The sequence below is a fragment of the Tenacibaculum sp. 190130A14a genome (assembly GCF_964048965.1).
Classification (GTDB): domain Bacteria; phylum Bacteroidota; class Bacteroidia; order Flavobacteriales; family Flavobacteriaceae; genus Polaribacter; species Polaribacter polynesiense.
Genome location: NZ_OZ040189.1, coordinates 1,116,846 through 1,141,806, shown reverse-complemented (window position 1 = coordinate 1,141,806; position 24,961 = coordinate 1,116,846). Strand labels below are relative to the sequence as shown.

38 protein-coding genes and 1 riboswitch are annotated in these 24,961 nt (G+C 33.8%); of the genes, 1 reads left to right on the top strand and 37 read right to left on the bottom strand.

The window, feature by feature from the left end; all coding sequences use genetic code 11:
• Positions 1-14: 14 nt before the first annotated feature.
• The 7 genes from thiH to thiS form a co-directional block, all read right to left on the bottom strand.
• On the bottom strand, positions 15-1,148 hold the full coding sequence (gene thiH / locus ABNT22_RS05495; protein ID WP_348727259.1) for a 2-iminoacetate synthase ThiH: 1,134 nt from the start codon (positions 1,146-1,148) through the stop codon (positions 15-17).
• 30 nt (positions 1,149-1,178) lie between these two features.
• A complete protein-coding gene (locus ABNT22_RS05490; RefSeq protein ID WP_348714882.1) occupies positions 1,179-1,946 on the bottom strand; it encodes a thiazole synthase in 768 nt (255 codons plus the stop codon).
• Between the two features lie 22 nt (positions 1,947-1,968).
• Positions 1,969-2,610, bottom strand: coding sequence for a thiamine phosphate synthase (thiE, locus tag ABNT22_RS05485; RefSeq protein ID WP_348714881.1), 642 nt, complete (start codon positions 2,608-2,610; stop codon positions 1,969-1,971).
• Entirely contained in the window at positions 2,600-3,361 is a 762-nt protein-coding gene (locus ABNT22_RS05480; protein ID WP_348714879.1) for a hydroxymethylpyrimidine/phosphomethylpyrimidine kinase, read from the bottom strand. Before ABNT22_RS05480 ends, thiE begins: the two co-directional genes overlap by 11 nt.
• Before the next feature lie 5 nt (positions 3,362-3,366).
• Entirely contained in the window at positions 3,367-3,975 is a 609-nt protein-coding gene (locus tag ABNT22_RS05475) for a thiamine phosphate synthase (protein WP_348714876.1), read from the bottom strand.
• Positions 3,976-4,060: 85 nt separating this feature from the next.
• Positions 4,061-5,920, bottom strand: a complete 1,860-nt coding sequence (gene thiC / locus ABNT22_RS05470; RefSeq protein WP_348714874.1) for a phosphomethylpyrimidine synthase ThiC — start codon at positions 5,918-5,920, stop codon at positions 4,061-4,063.
• Positions 5,921-5,965: 45 nt separating this feature from the next.
• Positions 5,966-6,166, bottom strand: a complete 201-nt coding sequence (gene thiS / locus ABNT22_RS05465) for a sulfur carrier protein ThiS (protein WP_348714872.1) — start codon at positions 6,164-6,166, stop codon at positions 5,966-5,968.
• A gap of 67 nt (positions 6,167-6,233) precedes the next feature.
• A riboswitch (TPP riboswitch) is annotated at positions 6,234-6,328 on the bottom strand.
• A gap of 163 nt (positions 6,329-6,491) precedes the next feature.
• On the opposite strand from thiS, the gene ABNT22_RS05460 reads away from it, so the two are divergent.
• A complete protein-coding gene (locus ABNT22_RS05460) occupies positions 6,492-6,932 on the top strand; it encodes a hypothetical protein (protein ID WP_348714870.1) in 441 nt (146 codons plus the stop codon).
• A 55-nt stretch (positions 6,933-6,987) separates the two neighbouring features.
• Here ABNT22_RS05460 and rocF read toward each other — a convergent pair whose 3' ends face one another.
• The 30 genes from rocF to rplW all read right to left on the bottom strand — a co-directional run bounded on the left by rocF (position 6,988) and on the right by rplW (position 24,956).
• Positions 6,988-7,941 (bottom strand): arginase, encoded by a 954-nt coding sequence (gene rocF, locus ABNT22_RS05455; protein WP_348714867.1) that lies wholly within the window; start codon positions 7,939-7,941, stop codon positions 6,988-6,990.
• 59 nt (positions 7,942-8,000) lie between these two features.
• Entirely contained in the window at positions 8,001-9,287 is a 1,287-nt protein-coding gene (locus ABNT22_RS05450) for a citrate synthase (RefSeq protein WP_348714864.1), read from the bottom strand.
• 187 nt (positions 9,288-9,474) lie between these two features.
• Positions 9,475-10,764 (bottom strand): phosphopyruvate hydratase, encoded by a 1,290-nt coding sequence (gene eno, locus ABNT22_RS05445; protein ID WP_348714863.1) that lies wholly within the window; start codon positions 10,762-10,764, stop codon positions 9,475-9,477.
• Between the two features lie 124 nt (positions 10,765-10,888).
• Positions 10,889-12,004: a glutamine-hydrolyzing carbamoyl-phosphate synthase small subunit gene (gene carA / locus ABNT22_RS05440; RefSeq protein WP_348714862.1), complete on the bottom strand. Its 1,116-nt coding sequence runs from the start codon at positions 12,002-12,004 to the stop codon at positions 10,889-10,891.
• 97 nt (positions 12,005-12,101) lie between these two features.
• The gene (gene rplQ / locus ABNT22_RS05435; protein ID WP_348714860.1) at positions 12,102-12,575 is read right to left on the bottom strand and encodes a 50S ribosomal protein L17; all 474 of its coding nucleotides are present in this window, start codon (positions 12,573-12,575) and stop codon (positions 12,102-12,104) included.
• Between the two features lie 76 nt (positions 12,576-12,651).
• On the bottom strand, positions 12,652-13,644 hold the full coding sequence (locus ABNT22_RS05430; RefSeq protein WP_348714858.1) for a DNA-directed RNA polymerase subunit alpha: 993 nt from the start codon (positions 13,642-13,644) through the stop codon (positions 12,652-12,654).
• Between the two features lie 100 nt (positions 13,645-13,744).
• Positions 13,745-14,350: a 30S ribosomal protein S4 gene (gene rpsD, locus ABNT22_RS05425; RefSeq protein ID WP_348714855.1), complete on the bottom strand. Its 606-nt coding sequence runs from the start codon at positions 14,348-14,350 to the stop codon at positions 13,745-13,747.
• 147 nt (positions 14,351-14,497) lie between these two features.
• On the bottom strand, positions 14,498-14,884 hold the full coding sequence (gene rpsK, locus ABNT22_RS05420) for a 30S ribosomal protein S11 (RefSeq protein WP_299103721.1): 387 nt from the start codon (positions 14,882-14,884) through the stop codon (positions 14,498-14,500).
• A 35-nt stretch (positions 14,885-14,919) separates the two neighbouring features.
• Positions 14,920-15,285, bottom strand: coding sequence for a 30S ribosomal protein S13 (rpsM, locus tag ABNT22_RS05415; protein ID WP_348714852.1), 366 nt, complete (start codon positions 15,283-15,285; stop codon positions 14,920-14,922).
• A gap of 107 nt (positions 15,286-15,392) precedes the next feature.
• On the bottom strand, positions 15,393-15,509 hold the full coding sequence (gene ykgO / locus ABNT22_RS05410; protein WP_010181906.1) for a type B 50S ribosomal protein L36: 117 nt from the start codon (positions 15,507-15,509) through the stop codon (positions 15,393-15,395).
• Positions 15,510-15,521: 12 nt separating this feature from the next.
• Positions 15,522-15,737 carry a translation initiation factor IF-1 gene (gene infA / locus ABNT22_RS05405; protein WP_068206835.1) on the bottom strand — a complete coding sequence of 72 codons (216 nt, stop codon included), beginning with the start codon at positions 15,735-15,737 and terminating at the stop codon, positions 15,522-15,524.
• A gap of 1 nt (position 15,738) precedes the next feature.
• Complete coding sequence (secY, locus tag ABNT22_RS05400) at positions 15,739-17,058, bottom strand: preprotein translocase subunit SecY (RefSeq protein WP_348714849.1); 1,320 nt, start codon at positions 17,056-17,058, stop codon at positions 15,739-15,741.
• A gap of 12 nt (positions 17,059-17,070) precedes the next feature.
• The gene (gene rplO / locus ABNT22_RS05395; RefSeq protein WP_348714846.1) at positions 17,071-17,526 is read right to left on the bottom strand and encodes a 50S ribosomal protein L15; all 456 of its coding nucleotides are present in this window, start codon (positions 17,524-17,526) and stop codon (positions 17,071-17,073) included.
• A gap of 11 nt (positions 17,527-17,537) precedes the next feature.
• Entirely contained in the window at positions 17,538-17,720 is a 183-nt protein-coding gene (gene rpmD / locus ABNT22_RS05390; RefSeq protein WP_348714843.1) for a 50S ribosomal protein L30, read from the bottom strand.
• 11 nt (positions 17,721-17,731) lie between these two features.
• Complete coding sequence (gene rpsE / locus ABNT22_RS05385; protein WP_412766884.1) at positions 17,732-18,253, bottom strand: 30S ribosomal protein S5; 522 nt, start codon at positions 18,251-18,253, stop codon at positions 17,732-17,734.
• A gap of 11 nt (positions 18,254-18,264) precedes the next feature.
• Positions 18,265-18,615, bottom strand: a complete 351-nt coding sequence (rplR, locus tag ABNT22_RS05380; protein WP_299103715.1) for a 50S ribosomal protein L18 — start codon at positions 18,613-18,615, stop codon at positions 18,265-18,267.
• An 11-nt stretch (positions 18,616-18,626) separates the two neighbouring features.
• Entirely contained in the window at positions 18,627-19,172 is a 546-nt protein-coding gene (gene rplF / locus ABNT22_RS05375) for a 50S ribosomal protein L6 (protein ID WP_348714841.1), read from the bottom strand.
• Between the two features lie 15 nt (positions 19,173-19,187).
• Positions 19,188-19,586 carry a 30S ribosomal protein S8 gene (rpsH, locus tag ABNT22_RS05370; RefSeq protein WP_348714838.1) on the bottom strand — a complete coding sequence of 133 codons (399 nt, stop codon included), beginning with the start codon at positions 19,584-19,586 and terminating at the stop codon, positions 19,188-19,190.
• A gap of 368 nt (positions 19,587-19,954) precedes the next feature.
• A complete protein-coding gene (rpsN, locus tag ABNT22_RS05365; RefSeq protein ID WP_299103712.1) occupies positions 19,955-20,224 on the bottom strand; it encodes a 30S ribosomal protein S14 in 270 nt (89 codons plus the stop codon).
• A 4-nt stretch (positions 20,225-20,228) separates the two neighbouring features.
• Complete coding sequence (gene rplE / locus ABNT22_RS05360; RefSeq protein WP_348714834.1) at positions 20,229-20,780, bottom strand: 50S ribosomal protein L5; 552 nt, start codon at positions 20,778-20,780, stop codon at positions 20,229-20,231.
• Positions 20,781-20,782: 2 nt separating this feature from the next.
• Positions 20,783-21,091 carry a 50S ribosomal protein L24 gene (gene rplX / locus ABNT22_RS05355; RefSeq protein ID WP_299103709.1) on the bottom strand — a complete coding sequence of 103 codons (309 nt, stop codon included), beginning with the start codon at positions 21,089-21,091 and terminating at the stop codon, positions 20,783-20,785.
• Between the two features lie 14 nt (positions 21,092-21,105).
• Complete coding sequence (rplN, locus tag ABNT22_RS05350) at positions 21,106-21,474, bottom strand: 50S ribosomal protein L14 (RefSeq protein ID WP_299103708.1); 369 nt, start codon at positions 21,472-21,474, stop codon at positions 21,106-21,108.
• Position 21,475: 1 nt separating this feature from the next.
• Positions 21,476-21,733 (bottom strand): 30S ribosomal protein S17, encoded by a 258-nt coding sequence (rpsQ, locus tag ABNT22_RS05345; protein ID WP_099215304.1) that lies wholly within the window; start codon positions 21,731-21,733, stop codon positions 21,476-21,478.
• 18 nt (positions 21,734-21,751) lie between these two features.
• The gene (gene rpmC, locus ABNT22_RS05340; RefSeq protein WP_348714830.1) at positions 21,752-21,943 is read right to left on the bottom strand and encodes a 50S ribosomal protein L29; all 192 of its coding nucleotides are present in this window, start codon (positions 21,941-21,943) and stop codon (positions 21,752-21,754) included.
• An 11-nt stretch (positions 21,944-21,954) separates the two neighbouring features.
• A complete protein-coding gene (gene rplP, locus ABNT22_RS05335) occupies positions 21,955-22,386 on the bottom strand; it encodes a 50S ribosomal protein L16 (protein WP_075342607.1) in 432 nt (143 codons plus the stop codon).
• A 19-nt stretch (positions 22,387-22,405) separates the two neighbouring features.
• The gene (rpsC, locus tag ABNT22_RS05330) at positions 22,406-23,119 is read right to left on the bottom strand and encodes a 30S ribosomal protein S3 (protein ID WP_299103703.1); all 714 of its coding nucleotides are present in this window, start codon (positions 23,117-23,119) and stop codon (positions 22,406-22,408) included.
• Positions 23,120-23,130: 11 nt separating this feature from the next.
• Positions 23,131-23,535, bottom strand: a complete 405-nt coding sequence (rplV, locus tag ABNT22_RS05325; protein ID WP_299103701.1) for a 50S ribosomal protein L22 — start codon at positions 23,533-23,535, stop codon at positions 23,131-23,133.
• A gap of 9 nt (positions 23,536-23,544) precedes the next feature.
• Entirely contained in the window at positions 23,545-23,823 is a 279-nt protein-coding gene (gene rpsS / locus ABNT22_RS05320) for a 30S ribosomal protein S19 (protein WP_086030200.1), read from the bottom strand.
• A 6-nt stretch (positions 23,824-23,829) separates the two neighbouring features.
• Complete coding sequence (gene rplB, locus ABNT22_RS05315; protein ID WP_348714826.1) at positions 23,830-24,654, bottom strand: 50S ribosomal protein L2; 825 nt, start codon at positions 24,652-24,654, stop codon at positions 23,830-23,832.
• An 11-nt stretch (positions 24,655-24,665) separates the two neighbouring features.
• Positions 24,666-24,956 (bottom strand): 50S ribosomal protein L23, encoded by a 291-nt coding sequence (gene rplW, locus ABNT22_RS05310; protein ID WP_348714824.1) that lies wholly within the window; start codon positions 24,954-24,956, stop codon positions 24,666-24,668.
• Positions 24,957-24,961 lie beyond the last annotated feature (5 nt).

Genomic DNA, 24,961 nt, shown 5'->3' with positions numbered 1-24,961 from the left:
TTCAATATCCAAAATTAATTAAAATGTTCCCAATCTTTCCATACAACTTCCAAACCTTGATTTTTTAACATTTGAACAATTTCTTCTGTAGTTCTTTCATCTGAAATTTCAAACTGTTCTAAAGATTGAGGTTCTACACTATAACCTCCAGGGTTTGTTTTAGATTCTGCACTCATTGAAGTTGCTCCTAAATTGACAATATTGTTTCTAAAAACTTCACTTTCACGAGTAGACATAGACAGTTCAACATCTTCATCAAACAATCGAAAAGCACAGATTAACTGTACTAAATCTGCATCAGTCATTTCTACTTTAGGCTCTAATCCGCCAGAATGTGGTCGTAATCTTGGAAAAGATATGGAATACTTCGTTTTCCAATATGTCTTTTGTAAATACTTCAAATGTAGCGCTGTAAAAAAACTATCTGCTCTCCAATCTTCTAAACCAAACAAAGCTCCTAACCCTATTTTATGAATTCCTGCTTTTCCAAGTCTATCTGGTGTGTCTAAACGATAATAAAAGTTTGATTTTCGCCCTTTTGGATGGTGCTTTTTATATTCTTGTTCGTGATATGTTTCTTGGTATACTAATACGGCATAGAGTCCGTTTTCAATTAGTTGTTCATATTCATCTTGATCTAATGGCTGTACCTCAATCGTTATGTTAGAAAATTGCGACTTAATTAATTGAATAGCATTTTTTATATACTCTACTCCTACAGTTCTATTCGCTTCTCCTGTTACTAACAAAATATGATCATACCCTTTTTCTTTTAAAAACGTTACTTCCTCCAATATTTCATTATCCGTCAACGTACGTCTTGGAATTTTATTAGTTAAACTAAATCCGCAATAAGTACAAATATTCTGACATTCATTACTCAAATACATAGGAGCATACATTTGAATCGTATTTCCAAATCGCTTCTTAGTTAACATACTACTCTTCTGTGCCATTTGTTCAATATATGGTCTTGCAGCGGGAGATATTAATGCTTTAAAATCTTCTAAATCTCTTTTTTCTTTAGCTAATGCTCTTTTAACATCTCCTTCAGTTTTCGAGAGAATACTGTTTAAAGTTGTATCCCAATCGTACTGATTAAAAATGTCTTCAAAACTATGTGTAGTAACGGTTTTTACTGTACTCATCATACCTTTAATTCTTACTAAAAATTAAACCTAGCTTAAAAAGGAAGTTAAAGGGCTACTTGCCTCAGCATGTTTTTTTATCGGAGCAAGTTTTGCTTCATATGCCATTCTTCCCGCTTCTACAGCCATTTTAAATGCTGTTGCCATTGCCACAGGGTTTTCAGATACCGCAATCGCTGTATTTACCAGTACAGCGTCGGCACCTAACTCCATAGCATGTGCTGCATGTGATGGTGATCCAATACCTGCATCAACTACAACAGGCACATTAGATTGTTCTATAATAATCTCTAAGAACTCCAAAGTTTTTAGTCCTTTATTACTACCAATAGGAGCTCCTAAAGGCATTACACATTGCGTTCCTACTTCTTCTAATCTCTTACATAAAACAGGGTCTGCATGAATGTAAGGCATCACCACAAATCCTTTGTTTACCAATTCTTCCGCGGCCTTTAAAGTTTCAATAGGATCTGGTAATAAATACTTAGGATCTGGATGTATTTCTAATTTAACCCAATTTGTTTCTAAAGCTTCTCTAGATAATTCAGCAGCAAATACTGCCTCTTTTGCTGTTCTTACTCCTGAAGTATTGGGTAATAAGTTGATGCGCTTATGATTTAAATGACTTAAAATATCATCTTCTTCATTTTGTACATCTACTCTTTTCAAGGCCACAGTTACCAGTTCACTTTGAGAAGCTAATAATGCTTCTTTCATTTTTTGAGAAGAACTAAATTTCCCTGTTCCTGTGAATAATCTTGAATTGAAAGTTTTATCTGCTAGTTGTAATGTTGTCATTGTTTTCTTTTTTAAGGTTTAATTAATTAAACCGATATACCTGCTCTTGCGAACTACCTGTATGAAGTAACTTATGAAATGAAGGGATTAGTCCAAAATTTTGTGTTATTTCTCCTGAAACTGCTATGCCATGAATTCCTGTTGCTAATAAAGAAGTCACATCATTTATCGTTATTCCTCCAATAGCAATAATGGGAATATCTTTTTTGAGTTCATCTATAATAAGTTCATAACCTTTAAGGCCTAATACTGGGCTTAAATTTTTCTTAGTTTCTGTAAAACGAAAAGGGCCTAGACCAATATAATCTACTTTTTTATCTACCAGTTTTTTACAATCTTCTAATGTGTTTGCAGTTCCTCCAATAGTATAAAAATCACCTAAATATCTTCTTGCTTTTTCAGGACAAGTATCTGTTTTACCTAAATGAACTCCATCTGCTTGTACTTCCTTTGCTACTTTATAAAAATCATTGATAATTAATCTTGTTTGAAAATGACTTGTGATAGCTCTTGCTTCTTTAGCCGTTTCAAGAATACTTTTTTCATCTATATTCTTTATTCGTAGTTGTACCCACTCTACTCCATATGAACATGCTCTCTGAATATGTTCTAGGTGTTCTTCTATAGTATTTCCTTGAGAAATATACTGTAATTTACTTATCATAATATTGATGATTTCCCAACAAACTTGGGTTAGAGTTTAAAAATTCTTCCGTGTAAGCCTTTGCATTTTTAGCGGCATCTTCAATGGATGCTTCTTTGTATAAATTAGCTGCGAATGCCGATGAAAGTACACAACCACTACCGTGCTTTTCAAAAATAGCATCTGCAATAGGAGGTATATTCAATTTCACTATTTTATTGTGATATACTTCATCCCATCCTTTTTTATCTTCTCTATGTCCTCCCTTTAAATAAACGTTTGTTTTTTCAGAAAGGAATTCTATCGTTTCCTCCGTTGATTTATTAGGGAATAATGATTTTATCTCTTCATAATTAGGTGTTACAAAATCACAATTTTGTAATACTCTCTCAAATACTTCTAAATCGCTATTCGCATGAAAATCAAACCCTGCACTTGCTTTCAAAATTGGATCTAGTATTATCTTTATGTCTGAATTAAAAATTTTCAACGTCTGCACTACCTCCAATAAAACTTCCCAAGATTCAATAATTCCAATTTTAGCCACTTTAATATCAAAGCGTTCAAACAACGTTTCTATTTGACTAATAATAATCTCCTTTTCTACCCAGTAGCATTTCTTAAAAGTTATATCATTCTGAACCGTAATAGCAGTACAAATAGATAATCCATATAAATTATGCGCTTCAAATGTTTTAATATCTGAAGTAATACCTGCTCCACTTGAAGGATCAAATCCTGCAATAGACAATATGTAATTCTTATCACTCAATTGTTTCAATTTTTAGTTGATTTTTCTATTTCATATTGTCGCTGTATAGCTTTGAAACTTTCTATTGGGTTTTCTGAATTCCAAACACCTCCTAATACACCAACTCCTTTATAACCTAGTAATTTGATTTTCCCAATGGTTTTTGAATTTACACCTCCCATTCCTACAACGGTTTTATTGATATGTCTTACATCAAACCCTTTTCCTTCATATCCTTTTTTTGATATGGATGAAAACACTGGACTTAACAAATTATAATCAAATTTCACCTCACAAGCATCCAAAACTTCAGGTTCATGAAAAGAACTACTTACAGTACATCCTTTTTCTTTATAACTATTCACATAAGATATTAGTCTTTCCTTTAAATCAATTCTAGGCTGTTCTTGTAAATGGATTCCTTTTAATTTATAGTCTTCCAACAACTCATGAAAATAATGAACTACAATTCTTGAGTGATACTTTTGATCAATCAGATTCAGATATCTTACATGCTCTTCATAGTTTTTATAAGGCTTTCTAAAATGATAAAACTGTAATCCTGCATCGAACAAACGATGTAGAATTTCTACTTCATTTTCTATATCTTTTTCTGGTGCTATTAATACAATCATACAATTTGTTTTTAATTATGAGTTACACTCTTAAAAGGTCAAAATTTTAATTCGTAACTCATAATTATAAACGCTTACTTTTTTTCTATAAGTATACTTCTGATCCTTTATTTTTAAATTCCTCAGATTTTTCCTTCATTCCTTCCTCTAGTGCCAATTCAGATTCTAGTTCTTTCTTAGCTGCATAATCTCTTACTTCTTGAGTTATCTTCATAGAACAGAATTTTGGTCCACACATAGAACAGAAATGCGCAATTTTAGCTCCTTCAGCTGGAAGGGTTTCATCATGGTATTCTCGTGCTAATTCTGGATCTAAACTTAAATTAAATTGATCTTCCCAGCGGAATTCAAAACGAGCTTTACTTAAAGCATCATCTCTATGTTGTGCTCCAGGATGTCCTTTTGCTAAATCTGCTGCATGCGCTGCTAATTTATAGGTAACTACTCCAGTTCGTACATCATCTTTGTTTGGTAGCCCTAAGTGCTCTTTAGGAGTCACATAGCACAACATTGCTGTCCCGTACCATCCAATCATAGCAGCTCCAATTCCTGAAGTAATATGGTCATACCCTGGAGCAATATCAGTAGTTAACGGTCCTAATGTATAAAATGGAGCTTCACCACAAGCTTCCAATTGTTTATCCATATTGGCTTTAATCATATGCATAGGAACGTGTCCTGGTCCTTCAATAAAACATTGTACTTCATGTTTCCAAGCTATTTTTGTTAATTCTCCTAAGGTTTCTAATTCAGCAAATTGTGCCTCATCATTAGCATCTGCTATACATCCCGGACGCAATCCGTCTCCTAATGAGAAAGCTACATCATAAGCTTTCATTATATCACAAATCTCTTCAAAATGGGTATATAAGAAACTTTCTTTATGATGTGCTAAACACCATTTAGCCATAATAGATCCTCCACGCGATACAATGCCTGTTATACGTTTTGCTGTCATTGGTACATACGCTAATCGAACTCCTGCATGAATGGTAAAATAATCTACCCCTTGTTCTGCTTGTTCTATTAATGTATCTCTGAAAATCTCCCATGTTAAATCTTCTGCAACTCCGTTAACTTTTTCTAGTGCTTGATAAATTGGTACTGTTCCTACTGGTACTGGTGAATTACGAATAATCCATTCTCTTGTTTCATGAATATTCTTTCCAGTTGATAAATCCATAATATTATCAGCTCCCCAACGACAAGCCCAAACTGCTTTTTCCACTTCCTCTTCAATAGAAGAAGTTGTTGCCGAGTTACCAATATTTGCATTGATTTTCACTAAAAAGTTTCTTCCCAAAATCATTGGTTCTGCTTCTGGGTGATTTATATTTGATGGAATTACAGCTCTACCTCTTGCTACTTCTTCTCTAACAAATTCTGGAGTGATTTTTTCAGGAATATTTGCTCCAAAATCTTGCCCAGGATGTTGCTTAGATAGTCGAGTCATTTCATCTATTCGTTGATTCTCTCGAATAGCTACATATTCCATTTCAGGAGTTATAATCCCCTTTTTTGCATAGTGCAATTGAGTAACATTATTTCCTTCTTTAGCTCTTTTCGGTTTATGTTTTAGATTAAAACGTAGATGATCTAAACTTTCATCGTTTAAACGTTCATTACAATATTTTGAAGTAAAGTTTTCTAATGCTTCTACATCTCCTCTTTCATTGATCCATTCTTCACGAATACGATCTAGTCCGTTATGAATATTAATTTCTTTATTAGGGTCAGTATAAGGTCCAGAAGTATCATATACTGTTACTGGTTCATTGGGAGTTCTTTTTTTAGTCATTGCATCCACAGTATCATTCAATTCAATTTCTCTCATTGCTACTTGAATTTGTGAGTGTATTTTTCCTGAAACGTAGATTTTTTTCGAATTTGGAAATGGTTTTCTAGTTACACCATCTTGCTTTGGTGCGGTATCTTTTTTCTTCATTGTTAAGGTTGTTAGTTTATGCTTTCTTCTATTATACTTTATGAATTATCCTCCTTGAGTAGATCTAATAATCAATATATTATCATTTTCTTTAAGCGAATGTAATTGCCAATTTTCCTTTTTAATCACATTATTATTAATAGCAATAGCAATTCCATTTACTGAAATTTGTAATTCGTCTATTAACTCTTGTAAAGACATTGTATTTGAAATTTCTCTAGGAGTTTCGTTTACTTTTATAATCATTGTATAAATACTTTAAAGTAAACTAAAGAAGAAGTATAACAGGTGTACAACCTTTTATATACTAGCATGCAGTATCACAACTTTTCCCTACGCTGGTGTTAACCATATCAGGTTCTAAGGATATTTCTCAAACTAGCGAACTAGCTACTCCTAAAGTTTACAAGACAAATATAAATGTTTATTTCTGTTTTAAAAGAAAAAACTACTCTTGATCAATCTAAATGCTGTTATACTCTGTTTTAGTGCTTTTATAACCTTCAACAAAAAAGGATTCCTTTAATTAAAGAACTTTACTTCAATTAACCAACAACTTTAAACTTATCATATGGAAACTACAGTACAAAAAACTTTAGTAAATTCTAACAAAGAATTAGAGCAATTAAGTTCTGGGGCGATACAAATTATCGCTGAATATGCATTTCAAAACCCCGACTCAATCAATGGTCCGTTTGGAACATTAAAATTAACTTTATCTGAAGACAATGCTATTGGAGAAATTAAAATTTCAACGTTATGGGTAATGGGATCTACTACACTGCTAAACTTTAATGGTCCATCTCATTTCAACCCAAGCACTGGTTATACAACCATTAATGCAGCATCTAAAGGTACTATTTCAATTGTTCCTAACCCTCCAAAACCAATTAGTGCAGAAGTAAGTATTACTTTAAATCCAGGACTTAAAGAAGGAGAATTAACTGTTGAAGGCTTTTTCAGTAACTTTAAAATAAAAGCTACGCATATTCAATATTTATCAAACAATTAAAACAAAAAAACCACGAGTGTTACTCGTGGTTTTCTTTTAGTATACTTAATAATACTTATATCTTTTCTATTGTTTTTGTAACTTCCTGAAGTACATCAAAGGCAGTTTCTGCCATTTTATTTCCTTTTAAATCTAATAAAGGATTCACCTCTACAAATTCAACACAAGCTACTTTTTTACTTTTTAGTAATTGATTAATGATTTCAATAATTTCATACTGATCAAATCCTTTTGGCACAGGTGTTCCTGTTCCGTAAGAAATCATATCACAATCCATAGCGTCTACATCAAAGGAAACATAAATAACATCACAATCTTTTAAACTCTCCAATGTTTCATTAACACAAGTTTCTAAACCTCTATAACGTACTTCTGCAACCATGTAATTTTTGATACCATACTTTTCGATCTGTTTGTCTTCTGGTTCTTCCGTATCTCTAACTCCAAAGAAAACAATATCTTCTGGCATTACTTTTTGACCTAAAACACCAATGTTTTTCATTCGGTCCCAGTACTCAGCAGTCTCACGATCGATATCATTGATTTGACAATCTAAGTTATCATCATTGATTGCTGCACCTAAGGGCATTCCATGGATATTTCCAGAAGGTGAAGTATACGGTGTATGTAAATCTCCATGAGCATCAATCCAAACAACCCCTAATCTTTTGTTAGGATAAGCAGCTTTAATTCCACTTATTGTTCCTAACGCGGATGAATGGTCTCCAGATAAAACCAATGGAAATTTACCTTCTTGCAAATTAACTTTTACATGGTTACTTAACCGTTTACATTGATTAAATACGCTTTCAATCTGCTTTCCAAATGAATTATTTACCTTATTGTAAATAGATTCGTTCTCGGTAATTACATCTTCAAATTCGTAACGATTAAAATAATCGTTCTTCTTATTGATTGCCGCAATTTCAATTGCGTCTACTCCCATATCAGAACCACGAGTTCCAGCTCCAATATCTGATCTGTTTTTTATAAGTTTTATTTCTTTCATTGAAAATAAGTTCAATAAAAAATGTCATTTAAAAGCTTTTAAATGACATTTCTAATTTTTTATCTATCTTCTAACTTTACAAATGGTCTGTAATTTTCACCAGTATAGATTTGACGTGGACGTCCAATTGGTTCTTTGCGTAAACGCATTTCTCTCCATTGAGCAATCCATCCTGGTAAACGACCTAAAGCAAACATTACTGTAAACATTTCTACAGGAATCCCCATAGCTCTGTATATAATTCCAGAGTAGAAATCTACATTTGGATATAATTTACGATCTACAAAATACTGATCGCTTAAAGCTTCTTGCTCTAATCCTTTAGCAATATCTAATACTGGATCTTGCACTCCTAAGTCAGCTAATACTTCATCTGCAGCTACTTTAATAATCTTTGCACGTGGATCGAAATTCTTATATACTCTGTGTCCGAATCCCATTAAACGGAAAGGATCAGATTTATCTTTCGCTTTCGCCATGTATTTCTTAGTGTCTCCACCATCTTCTTTAATCGCTTCAAGCATTTCTAATACTGCTTGGTTAGCCCCACCGTGTAAAGGTCCCCATAATGCAGAGATCCCAGCAGATAATGAAGCAAATAATCCAGCATGAGATGATCCTACGATACGTACTGTAGATGTAGAACAGTTTTGTTCGTGATCTGCATGTAAGATTAATAACTTATCTAAAGCATTAATTAAAATCGGATTTAATTCATACTCATCATTAGGTTTTTGGAACATCATTGTTAAAACATTCTCTACATATCCTAATTTACGAGAACCATAATGTAATGGTAATCCTTGCTTCTTACGCATAGTCCAAGCAACTAGTACAGGTAATTTACCCATAATCTTTACGATTGCATTATACATGTCTTCTTCAGAATCAACATTAACAGAAGTTGGGTTAAATGCAGTTAAAGCAGATGTTAATGAAGATAACACTCCCATTGGGTGTGCATTCTTTGGAAATGCGTCTATGATCTTTTTAATATCATCATCTACTATTGCTTGATCTAAAATATCACTGTAAAATTTATCTAACTGTTCTTTTGTTGGCAACTCTCCAAAAATTAATAAGTAAGCTACTTCTAAAAAATCTGCTTTTTCAGCTAATTCCTCAATAGAATAACCTCTATATCTTAATACTCCCTCTTCTCCATTCAAAAATGTAATAGCACTTTGGCAAGAACCTGTATTCTTATATCCAGGGTCTATAGTTACAACCCCACCAGTAGCTCCTCTTAAAGTTTTAATATCAATTGCTACCTCATTCTCTGTTCCTTCTATAAGTGGAAACTCATAGCTCTTTTCGCCAATTTGTAATTTTGCTATATCTGACATTTTTTTATTAAAATTTTTATTTATTGAAGTGAGTTGCGAAGATACCATTTTTTAAAATATTTTAAAAATTGAGAACCATAGATTTTTAATATCTGAAAATAAGGTTTATCAATCTATCAAACTCTTAAAAAACAAAAAACCCGTTAATCAAATTAACGAGTTTTTTAAATAAATATATCTATTTGATTTACTTTACTTTAAAAGCATTTTCTTGCGGATAATATGCCACATCAGCCAATTGTTCTTCAATACGTAATAATTGGTTGTATTTTGCCATACGATCTGAACGAGATGCAGATCCTGTTTTAATTTGACCACAATTTAACGCTACAGCTAAATCTGCAATGGTATTATCTTCTGTTTCTCCTGAACGGTGACTCATTACAGAAGTGTATCCTGCATTATGTGCCATGTTTACAGCGGCAATGGTTTCTGTTAAAGTTCCAATTTGGTTTACTTTAATCAAAATTGAATTTGCAATTCCGTTTTCAATTCCTCTAGATAAACGCTCTACATTGGTTACAAATAAATCATCTCCAACTAATTGAACTTTGTCTCCAACTTTATCCGTTAACATTTTCCATCCGTCCCAATCATTCTCATCCATTCCATCTTCAATAGAGATAATTGGATACTTTTCAGATAATTCCGCTAAATAAGATGCTTGCTCTTCAGAAGTTCTTACTGCTCCTTTAGCTCCTTCAAACTTAGTATAGTCATACTTTCCATCTACAAAGAATTCAGCAGCAGCACAATCTAATGCGATCATTACTTCTTCTCCGAATTTATATCCAGCATTTTTAGTTGCTAATGCAATTGTTTCAATAGCATCTTCAGTTCCTTCTAATGTTGGAGCAAATCCTCCTTCATCTCCTACAGCGGTAGATAAATTTCTATCGTGTAAAACCTTTTTTAAGTTGTGGAAAATTTCAGAACCTATTTGCATTGCTTCTGTAAAATTCTTTGCTTTTACTGGCATTACCATAAATTCTTGAAATGCAATTGGTGCATCTGAATGTGATCCTCCATTAATGATATTCATCATAGGAACCGGTAATGTATTAGCCGAAACTCCGCCTACATAACGATATAATGGTAATCCTAACTCATTAGCAGCAGCTTTTGCAGCAGCTAAAGAAACTCCTAAAATAGCATTCGCTCCTAATTTAGATTTATTTGGAGTTCCGTCTAAATCAATCATCATTTGATCAATCATGTTTTGCTTAAAAACAGATACTCCTAGTAACTCCTCAGCAATAAGAGTATTAACGTTTTCTACTGCTTTTAATACTCCTTTACCCATATATGTATCTCCTCCATCACGCAATTCTACCGCTTCATGCTCTCCTGTAGAAGCTCCAGAAGGAACTGCCGCTCTACCGACTACTCCATTTTCTGTAGTTACATCTACCTCTACTGTAGGATTTCCTCTAGAATCAAAAATTTGACGTGCGTGAATGTTGATTATAATACTCATAGTTGTTTATTTTTAATATAGAAACCCGTGAATATACATTCACGGGATTTGAATTATTTTCTTTGCTAATTTACTTATTTGTCTTCTTTTTTAATCATGAATCCATGATTAATTACGAAAACGTTTACGCCTCTACTTTTGCTTTTTTAATATTCTCAATAAATTGATCGAATAAATACTCTGCGTCGTGAGGTCCTGGACTTGCCTCTGGGTGGTATTGCACTGAAAATACATTTTTTGATTTCATTTGAATACCAGCAACCGTATGGTCATTTAAGTGTACATGTGTAATTTCTACGTCTGGATGTGCTTCTGTTTCTTCTCTATTAATTGCAAATCCATGATTTTGAGAAGTTATTTCACCTTTTCCTGTAAGTAAGTTCTTAACAGGATGATTAATACCTCTATGTCCGTTATGCATTTTATAAGTAGAAATTCCATTGGCCAAAGCAATTACTTGGTGCCCTAAACAAATCCCAAATAATGGTAAATCTTTCTCAATAATTTGTTTTGCTGTATTTTGAGCATCTACTAATGGCTCTGGATCTCCAGGTCCATTAGAAATAAAATAACCATCAGGATTAAAGTTACTCATATCTTCAAAACTTGCGTTATATGGGTATACTTTAATATAAGCTCCTCTCTTTGCCAAGTTTCTTAGAATATTCTTTTTAATTCCTATATCTAATGCAGAGATTTTAATCGGAGCATTTTCATCACCAATAAAATAAGGTTCTTTAGTTGATACTTTTGAAGCCAGTTCTAAACCTTCCATATTTGGAATTTCTGCCAGCTGCTTTTTAAGCTCATCTATCTTATCAACTTCTGTTGAAATTATAGCATTCATAGCTCCATTATCTCTTATGTAAGATACTAATGCACGTGTATCAACATCAGAAATCGCAACTAAGTTATGCTCTTTAAACCAATCTAATAAATTTCCATTAGAATCTACACGCGAATGTGTGAAACTAAAGTTACGACAGATTAAACCTGAAATTTTAATTCCCTCAGATTCTACCTCTTCGCTATTAACTCCGTAATTACCAATATGAGCATTGGTAGTAACCATTAATTGACCGAAGTAAGATGGGTCTGTAAAGACTTCTTGGTAGCCTGTCATTCCAGTATTAAAACAAATTTCACCAGTGGAAGTTCCTTCTATACCTACTGACTTTCCATAAAAAATAGTTCCATCTGCTAATAAAACTAATGCCTTTTTACGCTCTTGATATTTCATTTAGTGTGTTGTATAAATTTGATTGCAAAATTATATAAAAAAAGGGACAAACATTAAATGTTTGTCCCTTTTGATATGATTTGAAAGAATCTTCATTCTATTCTTCTTCTTGTGAAGTTTGAACATCAGCTGCTGGTGCAGTAGCTTTCTTACCTCCACGACGACTACGACGTGTAGTTTTCTTAGCCTTCTCTCCTTTTGGATTATATAGTTCGTTATAATCAACTAATTCAATCATTGCCATAGGAGCGTTATCTCCTTGACGATTTCCTAATTTGATAATACGAGTATATCCTCCTGGTCTATCACCAACTTTTACTGATACATCCTTGAATAATTCAGTAACAGCAAACTTGTTACGTAAGTAACTAAATACTACACGACGATTGTGAGTAGTATCATCCTTTGATTTAGTAATTAAAGGCTCAACAAACTTACGTAAAGCTTTCGCTTTAGCTTCTGTTGTGTTAATACGCTTGTGTTCGATTAAAGAACAAGCCATATTAGATAACATTGCTTTTCTGTGAGCTGACTTTCTTCCTAAATGATTAAACTTTTTTCCGTGTCTCATGACCGTTTGTTTTAGCTCCCATCTTGCTACTACTCATTTCGAGGAGCAAATTATGGAAGGGTTAATCTAATTTTAATTAATCTCTATCTAATTTGTATTTGCTTAAATCCATTCCGAAATTTAAACCTTTGTTGTTCACTAACTCTTCTAATTCAGTTAATGATTTTTTACCAAAGTTTCTGAACTTCATTAAATCACTCTTGTTGAATGATACTAAGTCTCCTAAAGTATCTACTTCAGCAGCTTTTAAACAGTTTAAGGCTCTAACTGATAAATCCATATCAATTAAACGAGTCTTTAATAACTGACGCATGTGTAATGATTCCTCATCATATGTTTCAGTTTGAGCAATCTCGTCTGCCTCTAATGTAATTCTCTCATCTGAGAATAACATAAAGTGGTGAATCAAGATTTTTGCAGCCTCAGTTAATGCATCCTTAGGATTGATTGAACCGTCTGTATCAATATCAAAAACTAACTTTTCGTAGTCTGTTTTTTGTTCTACACGGAAGTTTTCAATAGCATACTTTACATTCTTTATCGGAGTGTAAATTGAATCTGTGAAAATTGTACCTAAAGGAGCTCCTGCTCTTTTATTTTCTTCTGCTGGAACAAAACCTCTACCCTTTTCGATAGTGATTTCTGCATTTAAATTCACAGACGTATCCATATTACAGATAACTAAGTCTGGATTTAATACTTGAAAACCTGAGATAAACTTTTGTAAATCTCCAGCTGTTAATTGCTCTTGACCTGAAATTGCAATCGATACAGTTTCTCTATCCGACTCTTCAATTTGCTTCTTAAAACGAACTTGTTTTAAGTTTAAGATGATTTCTGTAACATCTTCTACCACACCTTGAATAGCAGAGAATTCGTGATCTACTCCATCAATTCGTAATGATGTAATTGCAAACCCTTCTAATGAAGATAATAATACTCTTCTTAAAGCATTACCAACAGTTAAACCAAAACCAGGTTCTAACGGTCTGAATTCGAATCTTCCTGAAAAATCAGTTGATTCAATCATTATTACTTTATCAGGCTTTTGAAAATTTAAAATTGCCATAGTTTTTGTTCTTCGTTTTAATTGTTATTTAGTTGCGCGGTTTATAAGTTTGAAGAAATACGAATAAACCCTTTGGCTAAATACCAATATGGTTAATTTATTACTTAGAATATAATTCTACGATTAATTGTTCTTTGATATTCTCTGGAATTTGTAATCTTTCTGGTACTTTAACAAAAGTTCCTGATTTTTGATCAGCATTCCAAGATAACCATTCGTAAACACTTGAATTCGCAGCTAAAGCGCTTTCAATTGCTTGTAATGATTTAGACTTTTCTCTTACCGCTACAACATCTCCAGCTTTTAATCTGTAAGAAGGAATGTTAACGATATCACCATTCACAGTAATGTGACGGTGAGAAACTAATTGACGTGCAGCTCTACGAGAAGTAGCTACTCCTAAACGATAAACAACGTTATCTAAACGAGATTCACATAATTGTAATAAAACCTCACCAGTAATCCCTTTAGAAGCTGATGCTTTTTTGAATAAGTTACTGAATTGACGCTCTAATATACCATATGTATACTTTGCTTTTTGCTTCTCCATTAACTGGATAGCATATTCAGATTTCTTACCTCTTCTCTTTGCAACACCGTGTTGCCCTGGAGGATAATTTCTTTTTTCAAAGTTCTTATCATCTCCGAAAATTGCTTCACCAAATTTACGAGCAATCTTAGTTTTTGGTCCTGTATATCTTGCCATTTCTAAAATTAATTTAAGTAGAGATTATGAATTAAGGCGTACTCCTTCGATAATCTTTTTTCTACTTTGTTAAAATATTTAATTGTAATTTAAGTCAAATTCCTAAAGAAAATTTCTTTAGGAATCAACTTAATAATTTGTATAAAATTATACTCTTCTTCTCTTAGGAGGACGACATCCGTTGTGAGGAATTGGAGTAACATCAATGATTTCTGTTACTTCTATTCCTGAATTGTGGATTGAACGAATAGCAGATTCTCTACCATTACCTGGTCCCTTTACATAAACTTTAACTTTACGTAAACCAGCTTCCTTTGCCGTTGATGCACAATCTTCTGCTGCTAATTGAGCTGCATAAGGAGTATTCTTTTTAGAACCTCTGAAGCCCATCTTACCTGCAGATGACCAAGAAATAACGTCTCCGTTTTTATTCGTTAAAGAGATAATAATATTGTTAAATGATGCAGTAATGTGCGCTTCACCTACTGATTCTATTATAACTTTACGTTTCTTTGTTACTTTAGACTTTGCCATAATTCTTTAATGTTTAGTAAAAACTTAACTAACAATTACTTTTTCTTGTTAGCAACTGTTTTTCTCTTACCTTTTCTTGTACGAGAGTTATTCTTAGTTCTTTGTCCACGTAATGGTAAACCAAGTCTGTGACGAATACCTCTTTGACATCCGATGTCCATTAAACGTTTAATGTTTAATTGAACTTCAGAACGTAATTCACCTTCAATAGTGTAAGTTCCTACTTGCTCACGAATTGCTGCAATTTGATCATCAGTCCAATCTTGAACTTTGATGCTCTCGTCAATTTTTGCATTAGCTAAAACTTCCTTAGCTCTGCTTCTTCCGATACCAAAGATGTAAGTTAAAGCGATTGCTCCTCTCTTGTTCTTTGGAATATCAATACCTGCGATTCTTGCCATATATCTTTCTTAGTGTTAGTGTTAGCTTTTAGTTGTTAGAATCCTAAACATTTCTATTTCAAACAGATTCATCTAACTACTAATTACTAATGACTTTAATTCAATAATTATCCTTGTCTTTGTTTAAACCTAGGATTTTTCTTATTTATTACGTATAAACGGCCTTTTCTGCGTACAATTTTACAGTCGGCACTTCTTTTCTTTAATGATGCTCTTACTTTCATCAGTATGTGTTTTTAGTATCTGTAAGTAATTCTTGCTTTCGTTAAATCATAAGGACTCATTTCTAACTTTACCTTATCTCCTGGCAATAATTTGATATAATGCATTCTCATTTTACCAGAGATATGAGCCGTAACAATATGTCCATTCTCTAATTCTACGCGAAACATAGCATTTGATAATGCTTCTGTTATCGTTCCGTCTTGTTGAATTGCTGGTTGCTTAGCCATATTATTTTGATGATTTTCTGTTACTATTACCTGTTTTCATTAAACCGTCATAACGACTGTTTAATAAATATGAATTAATTTGCTGAATAGTGTCGATAGCAACACCTACCATAATGATTAATGATGTTCCACCATAAAACATTGCCCAATTTTGAGTTACCCCAAATTTAACGATGATTGCCGGTAAAATCGACAAAGCAGCTAAGAACAATGAACCAGGGAAAGTAATCTTAGATAATACTGAATCTAAATAATTAGCAGTTTCCTCTCCTGGCTTGTATCCTGGAACAAAACCATTACTTCTTTTTAAATCTTCAGCCATCTTATTAGTCGGTATAGTAATAGCCGTATAAAAATAACTAAAGATGATGATCAAGATAGCAAATATTACATTGTACTGCCATCCATTAATATCAGTTAAACTATTTAATGCTGGGAATTTTTGACCTAAAGCTACTGGTAAAAACATAATAGCCTGTGCAAAAATAATTGGCATAACTCCAGCCGCGTTTAACTTTAACGGGATATACTGGCGAGCACCATCAACATCTTTAATGTTTGTAACAACTGTACGTCTTGCATATTGCACTGCAACTTTACGAACTGCTGTAACTAATAAAACAGATAACAAGATTACTACGAACCAAACGATTAATTCAATTAAAATCATCATTATCCCTCCATTTCCAGCGGTAGTTTTAGAAATTACCTCTTGAATAAATGCTGCCGGGAAGTTTGCGATAATACCTACTGTAATTAATAAAGAGATACCATTACCAACACCTTTGTCAGTAATACGTTCCCCTAACCACATTGCAAAAATAGTTCCTGCGGTAAGTAAAATCATTGATGATACCCAGAATGTAGCACCTCCAACTAAGAAAGCTGCATCTGGTAATCCCATTTGTGTTTTAATAAATGTAATATACGTTGGACCCTGAACTAATGTAATTAAGATCGTTAACCAACGTGTAATTTGCGTAATCTTTTTACGTCCACTTTCTCCATCTTTTTGTAGTTTTTGTAAATAAGGTACTGCAATCCCCATTAACTGTACTACAATAGAAGCAGAAATATAAGGCATAATACCAAGTGCCATTACTGACGCTCTAGCAAATGCCCCACCTGTAAATGCGTTTAATAAACCTAAAAGCCCACCTTCTGCATTGTTTTTTAATTCTGCTAATTGTGTTGGATCTATTCCGGGTAATGGAACAGCAGCCATAAAACGATATACAGCAATTAAACCAATCGTTAAAAGAATCTTTTCTTTTAACTCTTCAATTTTGAAAATGTCTCTTAAGGTATTTATAAAATTCATCTTTTACAGGGATTATAAGGTAACTGCCTCACCACCTGCCGCTTCAATAGCAGCTTTAGCTGATGCAGTAAATTTATGAACAGTTATATTTAATTTTGCTTTTAATTCACCACCTCCTAATATCTTCACTAAATCGTTTTTTCCTGCTAAACGATTCTCTATTAAAACTTCTAAATTAACTGTATCTTTAATTCTTCCGTTATCTACTAAAGTTTGTAACTTGTCTAAGTTGATTCCAACATACTCCTTACGGTTAATGTTAGTGAATCCAAACTTAGGAACTCTTCTTTGAAGTGGCATTTGCCCTCCTTCAAAACCAATCTTTCTAGAATAACCAGAACGAGATTTAGCTCCTTTATGTCCTCTACCAGCAGTAGTTGCTTTTCCAGAACCTTCTCCACGTCCTAAACGCTTCCCTTGGTTCTTGTTAGCTCCTTCTGCAGGCTTTAAGTTATGTAATAAACTCATTCTATTTTGTTTTATTTAACTTCTTCTACAGAAACTAAGTGTTGAACTTTATTTACCATACCCAAAATTGTAGCAGTTGCTTCGTGCTCTACAGTTTGGTTCATTTTACGTAATCCTAACGCCTCTAACGTTCTCTTTTGGTTTTTAAGGCGACCGATTTGACTTTTTACTTGTGTAACTCTAATTTTACTCATCGTCTTAAATTTTATCCGTTAAAAACTTTCTCTAAAGATATACCTCTTTGTCTAGCGATAGTTTCAGCGCTACGTAATTGTAATAAAGCATCAAAAGTAGCTTTTACTACATTGTGAGGGTTAGATGATCCTTGAGACTTTGATAATACGTCCTTTACACCTACTGATTCTAATACCGCACGTACAGCACCACCAGCAATAACTCCGGTACCATTTGAAGCAGGCTTGATGAATACTTTTGCTCCACCAAATTTACCTTTTTGCTCGTGAGGTAATGTTCCGTTTAAGATTGGAATACGAACTAAGTTCTTCTTAGCGTCTTCTACTGCCTTAGCAATTGCTGAAGAAACATCTTTAGACTTTCCTAATCCGTGTCCGATTACACCGTTACCGTCTCCAACAACTACGATTGCAGAGAAACCAAATGCTCTACCCCCTTTAGTTACTTTGGTAACACGTTGTACTCCTACTAATTTATCAACAAGCTCTAATCCGCTTGGTTTTACTCTTTCTACGTTTTTATATCCTAACATAATATAATTTCTTAAAATTTTAAACCAGCTTCTCTTGCAGCGTCTGCTAATACTTTTACTCTACCATGGTATAAATACCCGTTACGGTCAAAAGCAACAGTATCTACTCCTGCTTTAGTAGCTTTTTCAGCGATAGCTTTTCCAACTGCAGCAGCAGCTTCTGCTTTAGTGCTTGTTGTAATTTCTTTATCTCTTGATGATGCTGAAGCTAAAGTAACTCCATCTACATCATTTATTAATTGAGCATAAATCTCTTTGTTACTTCTAAATACTGATAATCTTGGTTTAGCAGCTGTACCAGTAACAATCTTTCTAATTCTATGCTTAATACGTTGTCTTCTTTCAAGCTTTGATAATGCCATAATACTATAAATTATGCAGATTTACCTGCTTTTCTTCTAATTACTTCTCCTACAAACTTAACTCCTTTTCCTTTGTAAGGCTCTGGCTTACGGAAACCACGGATTTTTGCTGCAACCTGACCAACTAATTGTTTGTCATGTGAAGTTAACTTAACGATTGGATTCTTACCTTTTTCAGATATTGTTTCAACCTTAACTTCTGGAGCTAATTCTAAAATAATATTGTGAGAAAAACCTAAAGCTAAATCTAATTTTTGACCTTGATTAGAAGCTCTGTATCCAACTCCAACTAACTCTAATTCCTTAGTATAACCTTTGCTAACTCCTTCAACCATGTTATTGATTAAAGCACGGTATAAACCATGAGCAGCTTTGTGTTCTTTACTATCTGATGGTCTTTCTAAGTTAATAGTACCATCTTCTACTTTTACAGTAATATCAGAAGTTAAGTTTTGAGTTAACTCTCCTAACTTTCCTTTTACTGTTACCACGTTTCCGTCTACTTTTACTTCAACACCTTGTGGTAATGATATTGGGCTTTTACCTATTCTACTCATCTTACAAAATGTTTTTTAGTAAACGTAACATAATACTTCTCCACCTACGTTTTCGTTACGTGCTTTTTTGTTCGTCATAACTCCTTTAGAAGTTGAAACGATTGCAATACCTAAACCGTTTAATACTCTAGGCATTTCTTTAGCACCAACATACTTACGTAAACCTGGTGTAGAAACTCTTTGAATTTTTCTAATAACCGACTCTTTTGTGTCACGGTCATACTTTAAAGCTATCTTGATAGTACCTTGTACGGTATTATCGTTAAACTGATAACTTAAAATGTAACCTTGATCAAACAAAATCTTGGTCATTTCCTTCTTCAATTTTGAAGCAGGAACTTCAACTACTCTGTGACCTGCTGCGATAGCATTTCTAACTCGAGTAAGAAAATCCGCGATTGGATCTGTATACATAATAATTAATTTGCGGTTTTGGTTTTTAGCAGTTTCTATTGTTCCTACGAAAATCGTAACTCCTAAACCTGAAACCAGTTAACAATTCATTTTTGTTTTTTAGAATAATTCTCTTGCTTTTCTCTAACAAAAACACACCCTTCTGTATCAAGTACTTACAAGACGTAATTTACCCTATAAAAAACAGAGTGCAAATATACATAATCTTTTCGAAAAAAAAAGGCTTTTATCAATTATCAGTTTGACTATTAATTTATTGGGTATAATTGCCTCTTATTTTCATCTCAAGAAAACATATAAATACAACAAAAAAGCATACAACTTTTAAGGGTTGTATGCTTAATTATATTGAAATAAAACGAGCTATATTACCAGCTTGCTTTAGTAACTCCTGGGATTAATCCTTGATTAGCCATTTCACGGAAAGTTACACGTGAAATACCGAACTGACGCATATATCCTCTAGGACGACCAGTTAATTTACAACGATTGTGCATTCTAATTGGTGATGCGTTCTTTGGTAACTTTTGTAATGCTTCATAGTCTCCAGCTTCTTTTAAAGCCTTTCTCTTTTCTGCATATTTAGCAACCATCTTAGCTCTTTTACGCTCACGCGCTTTCATTGATTCTTTAGCCATCTTATTAATTCTTTTTAAATGGTAAACCTAATTCTCCTAATAATGATTTTGCTTCCTTATCAGTGTTCGCAGATGTTACGAATGTAATATCCATACCACTAATTTTCTTCACTTGATCAATATTAATCTCTGGGTAGATGATTTGTTCAGTAATTCCTAAGTTGTAATTACCTCTACCATCAAAACCATTCGCTTTGATTCCGTTAAAGTCTCTTACACGTGGTAATGAAGCTGTAATTAACCTATCTAAGAATTCGTACATAATATCTCCTCTTAACGTAACTTTAGCACCAATTGGCATTCCTTTACGTAATTTGAAGTTTGCAACGTCTTTCTTAGAAACAGTAGATACTGCTTTTTGCCCTGTAATAGTTGTTAACTCTTCAACAGCGTATTCAATTAATTTCTTATCAGCAATTGCAGCACCTACACCTTTACTTACAACGATCTTTTGTAACTTAGGTACTTGCATTACATTGTTATAACCGAATTCTTCAGTAAGAGCCTTAACTACTCTGCTCTTGTACTCTTCTTTTAATCTTGGTACGTAACTCATGGTTATATTGCTTTATCTGATTTTTTTGAAAATCTTACCTTCTTATCTCCTTCCATTTTATAACCAACTCTTACTGCTTCACCGTTTTCGATTAAAGCCACGTTAGAAATATGTAATGGAGCTTCTTTTTTTACGATACCTCCTTGTGGATTAGCAGCGCTAGGCTTAGTGTGCTTAGACACCATATTAACACCTTCTACAACTACTCTATCCTTATCTTTTAAGATACGTAATACCTTTCCTTCAGATCCTTTATGATCTCCTGCGATAACTTTAACAGTATCTCCTGATTTAATTTTAAATTTTTTCATTTTAAAATCTGATTTTATAACACCTCAGGTGCTAATGATACTATTTTCATAAATTGTTTATCACGTAACTCACGAGCCACAGGACCAAATACACGTGTACCTCTCATTTCCTCAGTAGGATTTAATAATACACAAGCATTATCGTCAAATCTAATATATGATCCGTCTTTACGTCTAACTTCTTTCTTAGTACGAACAACAACTGCACGAGATACTTGACCTTTCTTTACAGTTCCGTTTGGAGTTGCAGACTTTACCGTAACAACGATCTTATCTCCAACGCTAGCGTAACGCTTTTTTGTTCCTCCTAAAACTCTAATCACTAAAACCTCTTTAGCTCCAGTGTTGTCTGCTACTTTTAATCTTGATTCTGTTTGTAACATATTATTTAGCTCTTTCTAGGATTTCTACTAATCTCCAACGCTTAGATTTACTCATAGGACGTGTTTCCATAATCCTTACAGTATCACCTTCGTTGCAGTCGTTATTCTCGTCATGTGCAACGTACTTCTTAGTCTTTAATACGAACTTTCCGTACATTGGGTGCTTAACTCTTTTTACCTCGTTAACAACAATAGATTTCTCCATTTTGTTACTAGATACAACACCTATTCTCTCTTTTCTAAGATTTCTTTTTTCCATCTTTAAAACTGACTAGAATTATTGTAATTCTCTTTTTGTTAACTCTGAAGCAATTCTTGCAACAGTTCTTCTTAAGCTTCTTAACTGCATTGGATTTTCCAATGGAGTTATGGCGTGAGCCATCTTAAGATCCGTATAATTTTTCTTCAACGCTCCTAGCTTGTCTTGTAAGTCAGCTGTTGATAATTCTTTAATTTCTGATTGTTTCATGGTTTATAGAATTAAGCGTTATAATCAAAATCTCTTGCGATGATAAACTTCGTTTTCACAGGAAGTTTTTGAGCAGCTAAGCGCAATGCTTCTTTTGCTACTTCCATTGGTACACCACCAACTTCAAATAATATTCTTCCTGGTTTTACTACTGCTACGAAATGATCTGGAGCACCTTTACCTTTACCCATACGTACCTCTAATGGTTTCTTAGTAATTGGCTTGTCTGGGAAAATTTTAATCCAAAGCTGTCCTTCTCTTTTCATATAACGAGTTGCCGCGATACGAGCTGCTTCTATTTGGCGAGATGTTAGTAAGTTCTGATCTAATGATTTGATACCAAACATTCCGTTAGAAAGTTGAGTACCTCTACCAGAGTTACCACTCATATTACCCTTGCCTTTCTGAACTCTACGGAACTTTACTCTTTTTGGCTGTAACATGTCTAATTTCTTTTAAAAATTATTTTCTTCTGCGAGGTTGGCGTTTACCACCTTTGTTTCCTCCACCTTTTTGCTTTGATAAGCCTACTAATGGAGATAACTCACGTTTACCATATACCTCACCTTTCATAATCCATACTTTCACACCGATTCTTCCGTATGTAGTATGTGACTCAACTAATGCATAATCGATATCTGCTCTAAACGTAGAAAGAGGAATTCTACCTTCTTTGTAATGCTCAGAACGCGCCATTTCAGCTCCGTTTAAACGTCCTGAAAGTTGTACTTTAATACCTTCAGCGTTCATACGCATTGCAGCAGCGATAGCCATTTTAGTTGCTCTCTTATAAGAAATTCTATTTTCGATTTGACGAGCAATACTAGACGCTACTAATCTCGCATCTAATTCTGGACGTTTAATCTCAAAAATATTAATCTGAACTTCTTTTCCAGTAATCTTCTTAAGCTCTTCTTTTAACTTGTCTACCTCTTGACCTCCTTTACCGATAATGATACCAGGACGAGCCGTAGTGATAGTAACGGTTACAAGTTTTAAAGTACGCTCAATAATTACTCTTGATACACTTGCTTTAGATAATCTAGCATATAAATACTTTCTTATCTTATCATCTTCAGCAATTTTATCACCGTAGTCATTTCCTCCATACCAGTTAGATTCCCATCCTCTGATAATTCCTAAACGATTTCCTATTGGATTTGTCTTTTGTCCCATTTCTACTTTGATTAATTACTGTTATTTTTAGTTCCTAACTCTAAAGTTACGTGATTAGAACGCTTACGAATTCTATGAGCACGCCCTTGTGGAGCTGGTCTTAATCTCTTTAACATTCCTGCGCTATCAACACAGATAGATTTAACGTATAATCCAGCATCTTCCATTGACGCATCTTCATTCTTAGCTTGCCAGTTAGCAATAGCTGATAATAATAACTTCTCTAAGTTACGAGATGCTTCTTTTGGACTGAATTTTAAGATTTGTAAAGCTTTTTCAACTTCAACTCCTCTTACTAAATCTGCCACCAAGCGCATTTTTCTTGGTGATGTAGGACAATTAGTTAATTTAGCGAAAGCTCTAGACTTTCTAGCCTCTTTTAACTGTGTTGCCATGTTATGTTTACGACTTCCCATAATTTCCTACTATTTTTTTCCTTTATTTTTTGCACCAGCGTGTCCACGGAATGAACGAGTTGGTGAAAATTCGCCTAATTTATGACCTACCATGTTTTCAGTAACGTATACTGGTACAAACTGACGTCCATTGTGAACAGCGATAGTTTGCCCAACAAAATCAGGAGTAATCATACTTGCTCTTGACCAAGTTTTGATAACTGTTTTCTTCCCTGACTCAACGTTAGCTAACACTTTCTTCTCTAACTTATAGTGAACGTAAGGTCCTTTTTTTAATGATCTTGCCATGGTTTATTATTTCTTTCTACGTTCTATAATATACTTGTTACTAGCTTTGGTCTTAGATCTAGTCTTAAATCCTTTAGCTGGGATACCGTTTCTAGATCTTGGATGCCCTCCAGAAGAACGTCCTTCACCACCACCCATTGGGTGATCTACTGGGTTCATACGAACAGCATTCGTTCTTGGTCTTCTACCTAACCATCTTGATCTACCAGCTTTACCAGAAACTAATAATTGGTGATCTGAGTTAGATACAACTCCGATAGTTGCCATACAAGTTAATAAGATTAATCTTGTTTCACCTGAAGGTAACTTAACTGTTGCATACTTACCGTCTTTTGCCATTAACTGTGCGAAAGAACCAGCTGAACGAGCCATAACAGCTCCTTGTCCTGGACGTAATTCGATACAAGAAATTGTTGTACCTAAAGGAATGTTTGCTAAAGGCATTGCATTTCCTACGTCAGGTGTTGATCCTTCTCCTGAAACGATAGTTTGACCTACTTTTAATCCGTTTTGTGCAATTACATAACGCTTTTCTCCATCAGCATAAACCACTAATGCAATAAATGCAGTACGGTTTGGATCGTACTCAATAGTTTTTACTGTAGCAGGGATACCATTCTTATCTCTTTTAAAATCGATAATACGATACTTTTTCTTATGACCTCCTCCGATATTACGAGTAGTCATACGCCCTTGATTGTTTCGACCTCCAGATCGTTTTTTCGGAGCTAATAAACTCTTCTCCGGCTTATCAGTAGTAATGGTGTCGAACCCATTTACAACTCTAAAACGCTGACCTGGTGTTATTGGTTTTAATTTTCTAACTGACATTGTTGTCTTTCTTAAAGATTGTTATAAAAATCAATAGTTTCTCCTTCTGCTAACTGAACGATTGCCTTCTTGTAACCACTAGTTAATCCAGTAACTAAACCTTTCTTAGTATATTTAGTTTTTCTCTCTGCTGGATGATTCATAGTTCTTACTGCTTCAACCGTTACACCATAAGCAGCTTCAACAGCTCCTTTGATTTCTAACTTGTTAGCTTTCTTATTTACAACAAATGCAAAACGATTAAAATCTTCGCTTTGATTTGTAGCTTTTTCCGTAATAATAGGTTTAATTAAAATACTCATTTCTT

Excerpts from the sequence above, each read along its gene's own strand:
- rpsE (WP_412766884.1), bottom strand. The coding sequence starts at position 18,253 with ATGTTAGGATATAAAAACGTAGAAAGAGTAAAACCAAGCGGATTAGAG.
- rpmD (WP_348714843.1), bottom strand. The coding sequence starts at position 17,720 with ATGAGTAAAATTAGAGTTACACAAGTAAAAAGTCAAATCGGTCGCCTT.
- infA (WP_068206835.1), bottom strand. The coding sequence starts at position 15,737 with ATGGCTAAGCAACCAGCAATTCAACAAGACGGAACGATAACAGAAGCA.
- thiS (WP_348714872.1), bottom strand. The coding sequence starts at position 6,166 with ATGATTATAAAAGTAAACGAAACTCCTAGAGAAATTTCAAATACAATG.
- ABNT22_RS05460 (WP_348714870.1), top strand. The coding sequence starts at position 6,492 with ATGGAAACTACAGTACAAAAAACTTTAGTAAATTCTAACAAAGAATTA.
- rplV (WP_299103701.1), bottom strand. The coding sequence starts at position 23,535 with ATGGGAAGTCGTAAACATAACATGGCAACACAGTTAAAAGAGGCTAGA.
- rpsC (WP_299103703.1), bottom strand. The coding sequence starts at position 23,119 with ATGGGACAAAAGACAAATCCAATAGGAAATCGTTTAGGAATTATCAGA.
- rplQ (WP_348714860.1), bottom strand. The coding sequence starts at position 12,575 with ATGAGACACGGAAAAAAGTTTAATCATTTAGGAAGAAAGTCAGCTCAC.
- thiE (WP_348714881.1), bottom strand. The coding sequence starts at position 2,610 with ATGATAAGTAAATTACAGTATATTTCTCAAGGAAATACTATAGAAGAA.
- secY (WP_348714849.1), bottom strand. The coding sequence starts at position 17,058 with ATGAATTTTATAAATACCTTAAGAGACATTTTCAAAATTGAAGAGTTA.
- rpsD (WP_348714855.1), bottom strand. The coding sequence starts at position 14,350 with ATGGCAAGATATACAGGACCAAAAACTAAGATTGCTCGTAAATTTGGT.
- ABNT22_RS05490 (WP_348714882.1), bottom strand. The coding sequence starts at position 1,946 with ATGACAACATTACAACTAGCAGATAAAACTTTCAATTCAAGATTATTC.
- rpsQ (WP_099215304.1), bottom strand. The coding sequence starts at position 21,733 with ATGGAAAAAAGAAATCTTAGAAAAGAGAGAATAGGTGTTGTATCTAGT.
- thiC (WP_348714874.1), bottom strand. The coding sequence starts at position 5,920 with ATGAAGAAAAAAGATACCGCACCAAAGCAAGATGGTGTAACTAGAAAA.
- rplN (WP_299103708.1), bottom strand. The coding sequence starts at position 21,474 with ATGTTACAAACAGAATCAAGATTAAAAGTAGCAGACAACACTGGAGCT.
- rocF (WP_348714867.1), bottom strand. The coding sequence starts at position 7,941 with ATGAAAGAAATAAAACTTATAAAAAACAGATCAGATATTGGAGCTGGA.
- rplW (WP_348714824.1), bottom strand. The coding sequence starts at position 24,956 with ATGAGTATTTTAATTAAACCTATTATTACGGAAAAAGCTACAAATCAA.
- rpsH (WP_348714838.1), bottom strand. The coding sequence starts at position 19,586 with ATGTATACAGATCCAATCGCGGATTTTCTTACTCGAGTTAGAAATGCT.
- rpsN (WP_299103712.1), bottom strand. The coding sequence starts at position 20,224 with ATGGCTAAAGAATCAATGAAAGCGCGTGAGCGTAAAAGAGCTAAGATG.
- rpmC (WP_348714830.1), bottom strand. The coding sequence starts at position 21,943 with ATGAAACAATCAGAAATTAAAGAATTATCAACAGCTGACTTACAAGAC.
- rplO (WP_348714846.1), bottom strand. The coding sequence starts at position 17,526 with ATGAGTTTATTACATAACTTAAAGCCTGCAGAAGGAGCTAACAAGAAC.
- rpsS (WP_086030200.1), bottom strand. The coding sequence starts at position 23,823 with ATGGCAAGATCATTAAAAAAAGGACCTTACGTTCACTATAAGTTAGAG.
- ABNT22_RS05450 (WP_348714864.1), bottom strand. The coding sequence starts at position 9,287 with ATGTCAGATATAGCAAAATTACAAATTGGCGAAAAGAGCTATGAGTTT.
- rplB (WP_348714826.1), bottom strand. The coding sequence starts at position 24,654 with ATGTCAGTTAGAAAATTAAAACCAATAACACCAGGTCAGCGTTTTAGA.
- rplE (WP_348714834.1), bottom strand. The coding sequence starts at position 20,780 with ATGAGTTACGTACCAAGATTAAAAGAAGAGTACAAGAGCAGAGTAGTT.
- rplF (WP_348714841.1), bottom strand. The coding sequence starts at position 19,172 with ATGAGTAGAATAGGTAAAAGCCCAATATCATTACCACAAGGTGTTGAA.
- ykgO (WP_010181906.1), bottom strand. The coding sequence starts at position 15,509 with ATGAAAGTAAGAGCATCATTAAAGAAAAGAAGTGCCGACTGTAAAATT.
- carA (WP_348714862.1), bottom strand. The coding sequence starts at position 12,004 with ATGAAATATCAAGAGCGTAAAAAGGCATTAGTTTTATTAGCAGATGGA.
- rplR (WP_299103715.1), bottom strand. The coding sequence starts at position 18,615 with ATGGCATTATCAAAGCTTGAAAGAAGACAACGTATTAAGCATAGAATT.
- thiH (WP_348727259.1), bottom strand. The coding sequence starts at position 1,148 with ATGAGTACAGTAAAAACCGTTACTACACATAGTTTTGAAGACATTTTT.
- rplX (WP_299103709.1), bottom strand. The coding sequence starts at position 21,091 with ATGAAAAAATTTAAAATTAAATCAGGAGATACTGTTAAAGTTATCGCA.
- rpsM (WP_348714852.1), bottom strand. The coding sequence starts at position 15,285 with ATGGCAAGAATCGCAGGTATTGATATTCCAAAGAACAAGAGAGGAGCA.
- eno (WP_348714863.1), bottom strand. The coding sequence starts at position 10,764 with ATGAGTATTATAATCAACATTCACGCACGTCAAATTTTTGATTCTAGA.
- ABNT22_RS05475 (WP_348714876.1), bottom strand. The coding sequence starts at position 3,975 with ATGATTGTATTAATAGCACCAGAAAAAGATATAGAAAATGAAGTAGAA.
- rpsK (WP_299103721.1), bottom strand. The coding sequence starts at position 14,884 with ATGGCAAAGTCTAAAGTAACAAAGAAACGTAAAGTTATAATAGAATCA.
- rplP (WP_075342607.1), bottom strand. The coding sequence starts at position 22,386 with ATGTTACAGCCAAAAAGAGTAAAGTTCCGTAGAGTTCAGAAAGGCAAG.
- ABNT22_RS05430 (WP_348714858.1), bottom strand. The coding sequence starts at position 13,644 with ATGGCAATTTTAAATTTTCAAAAGCCTGATAAAGTAATAATGATTGAA.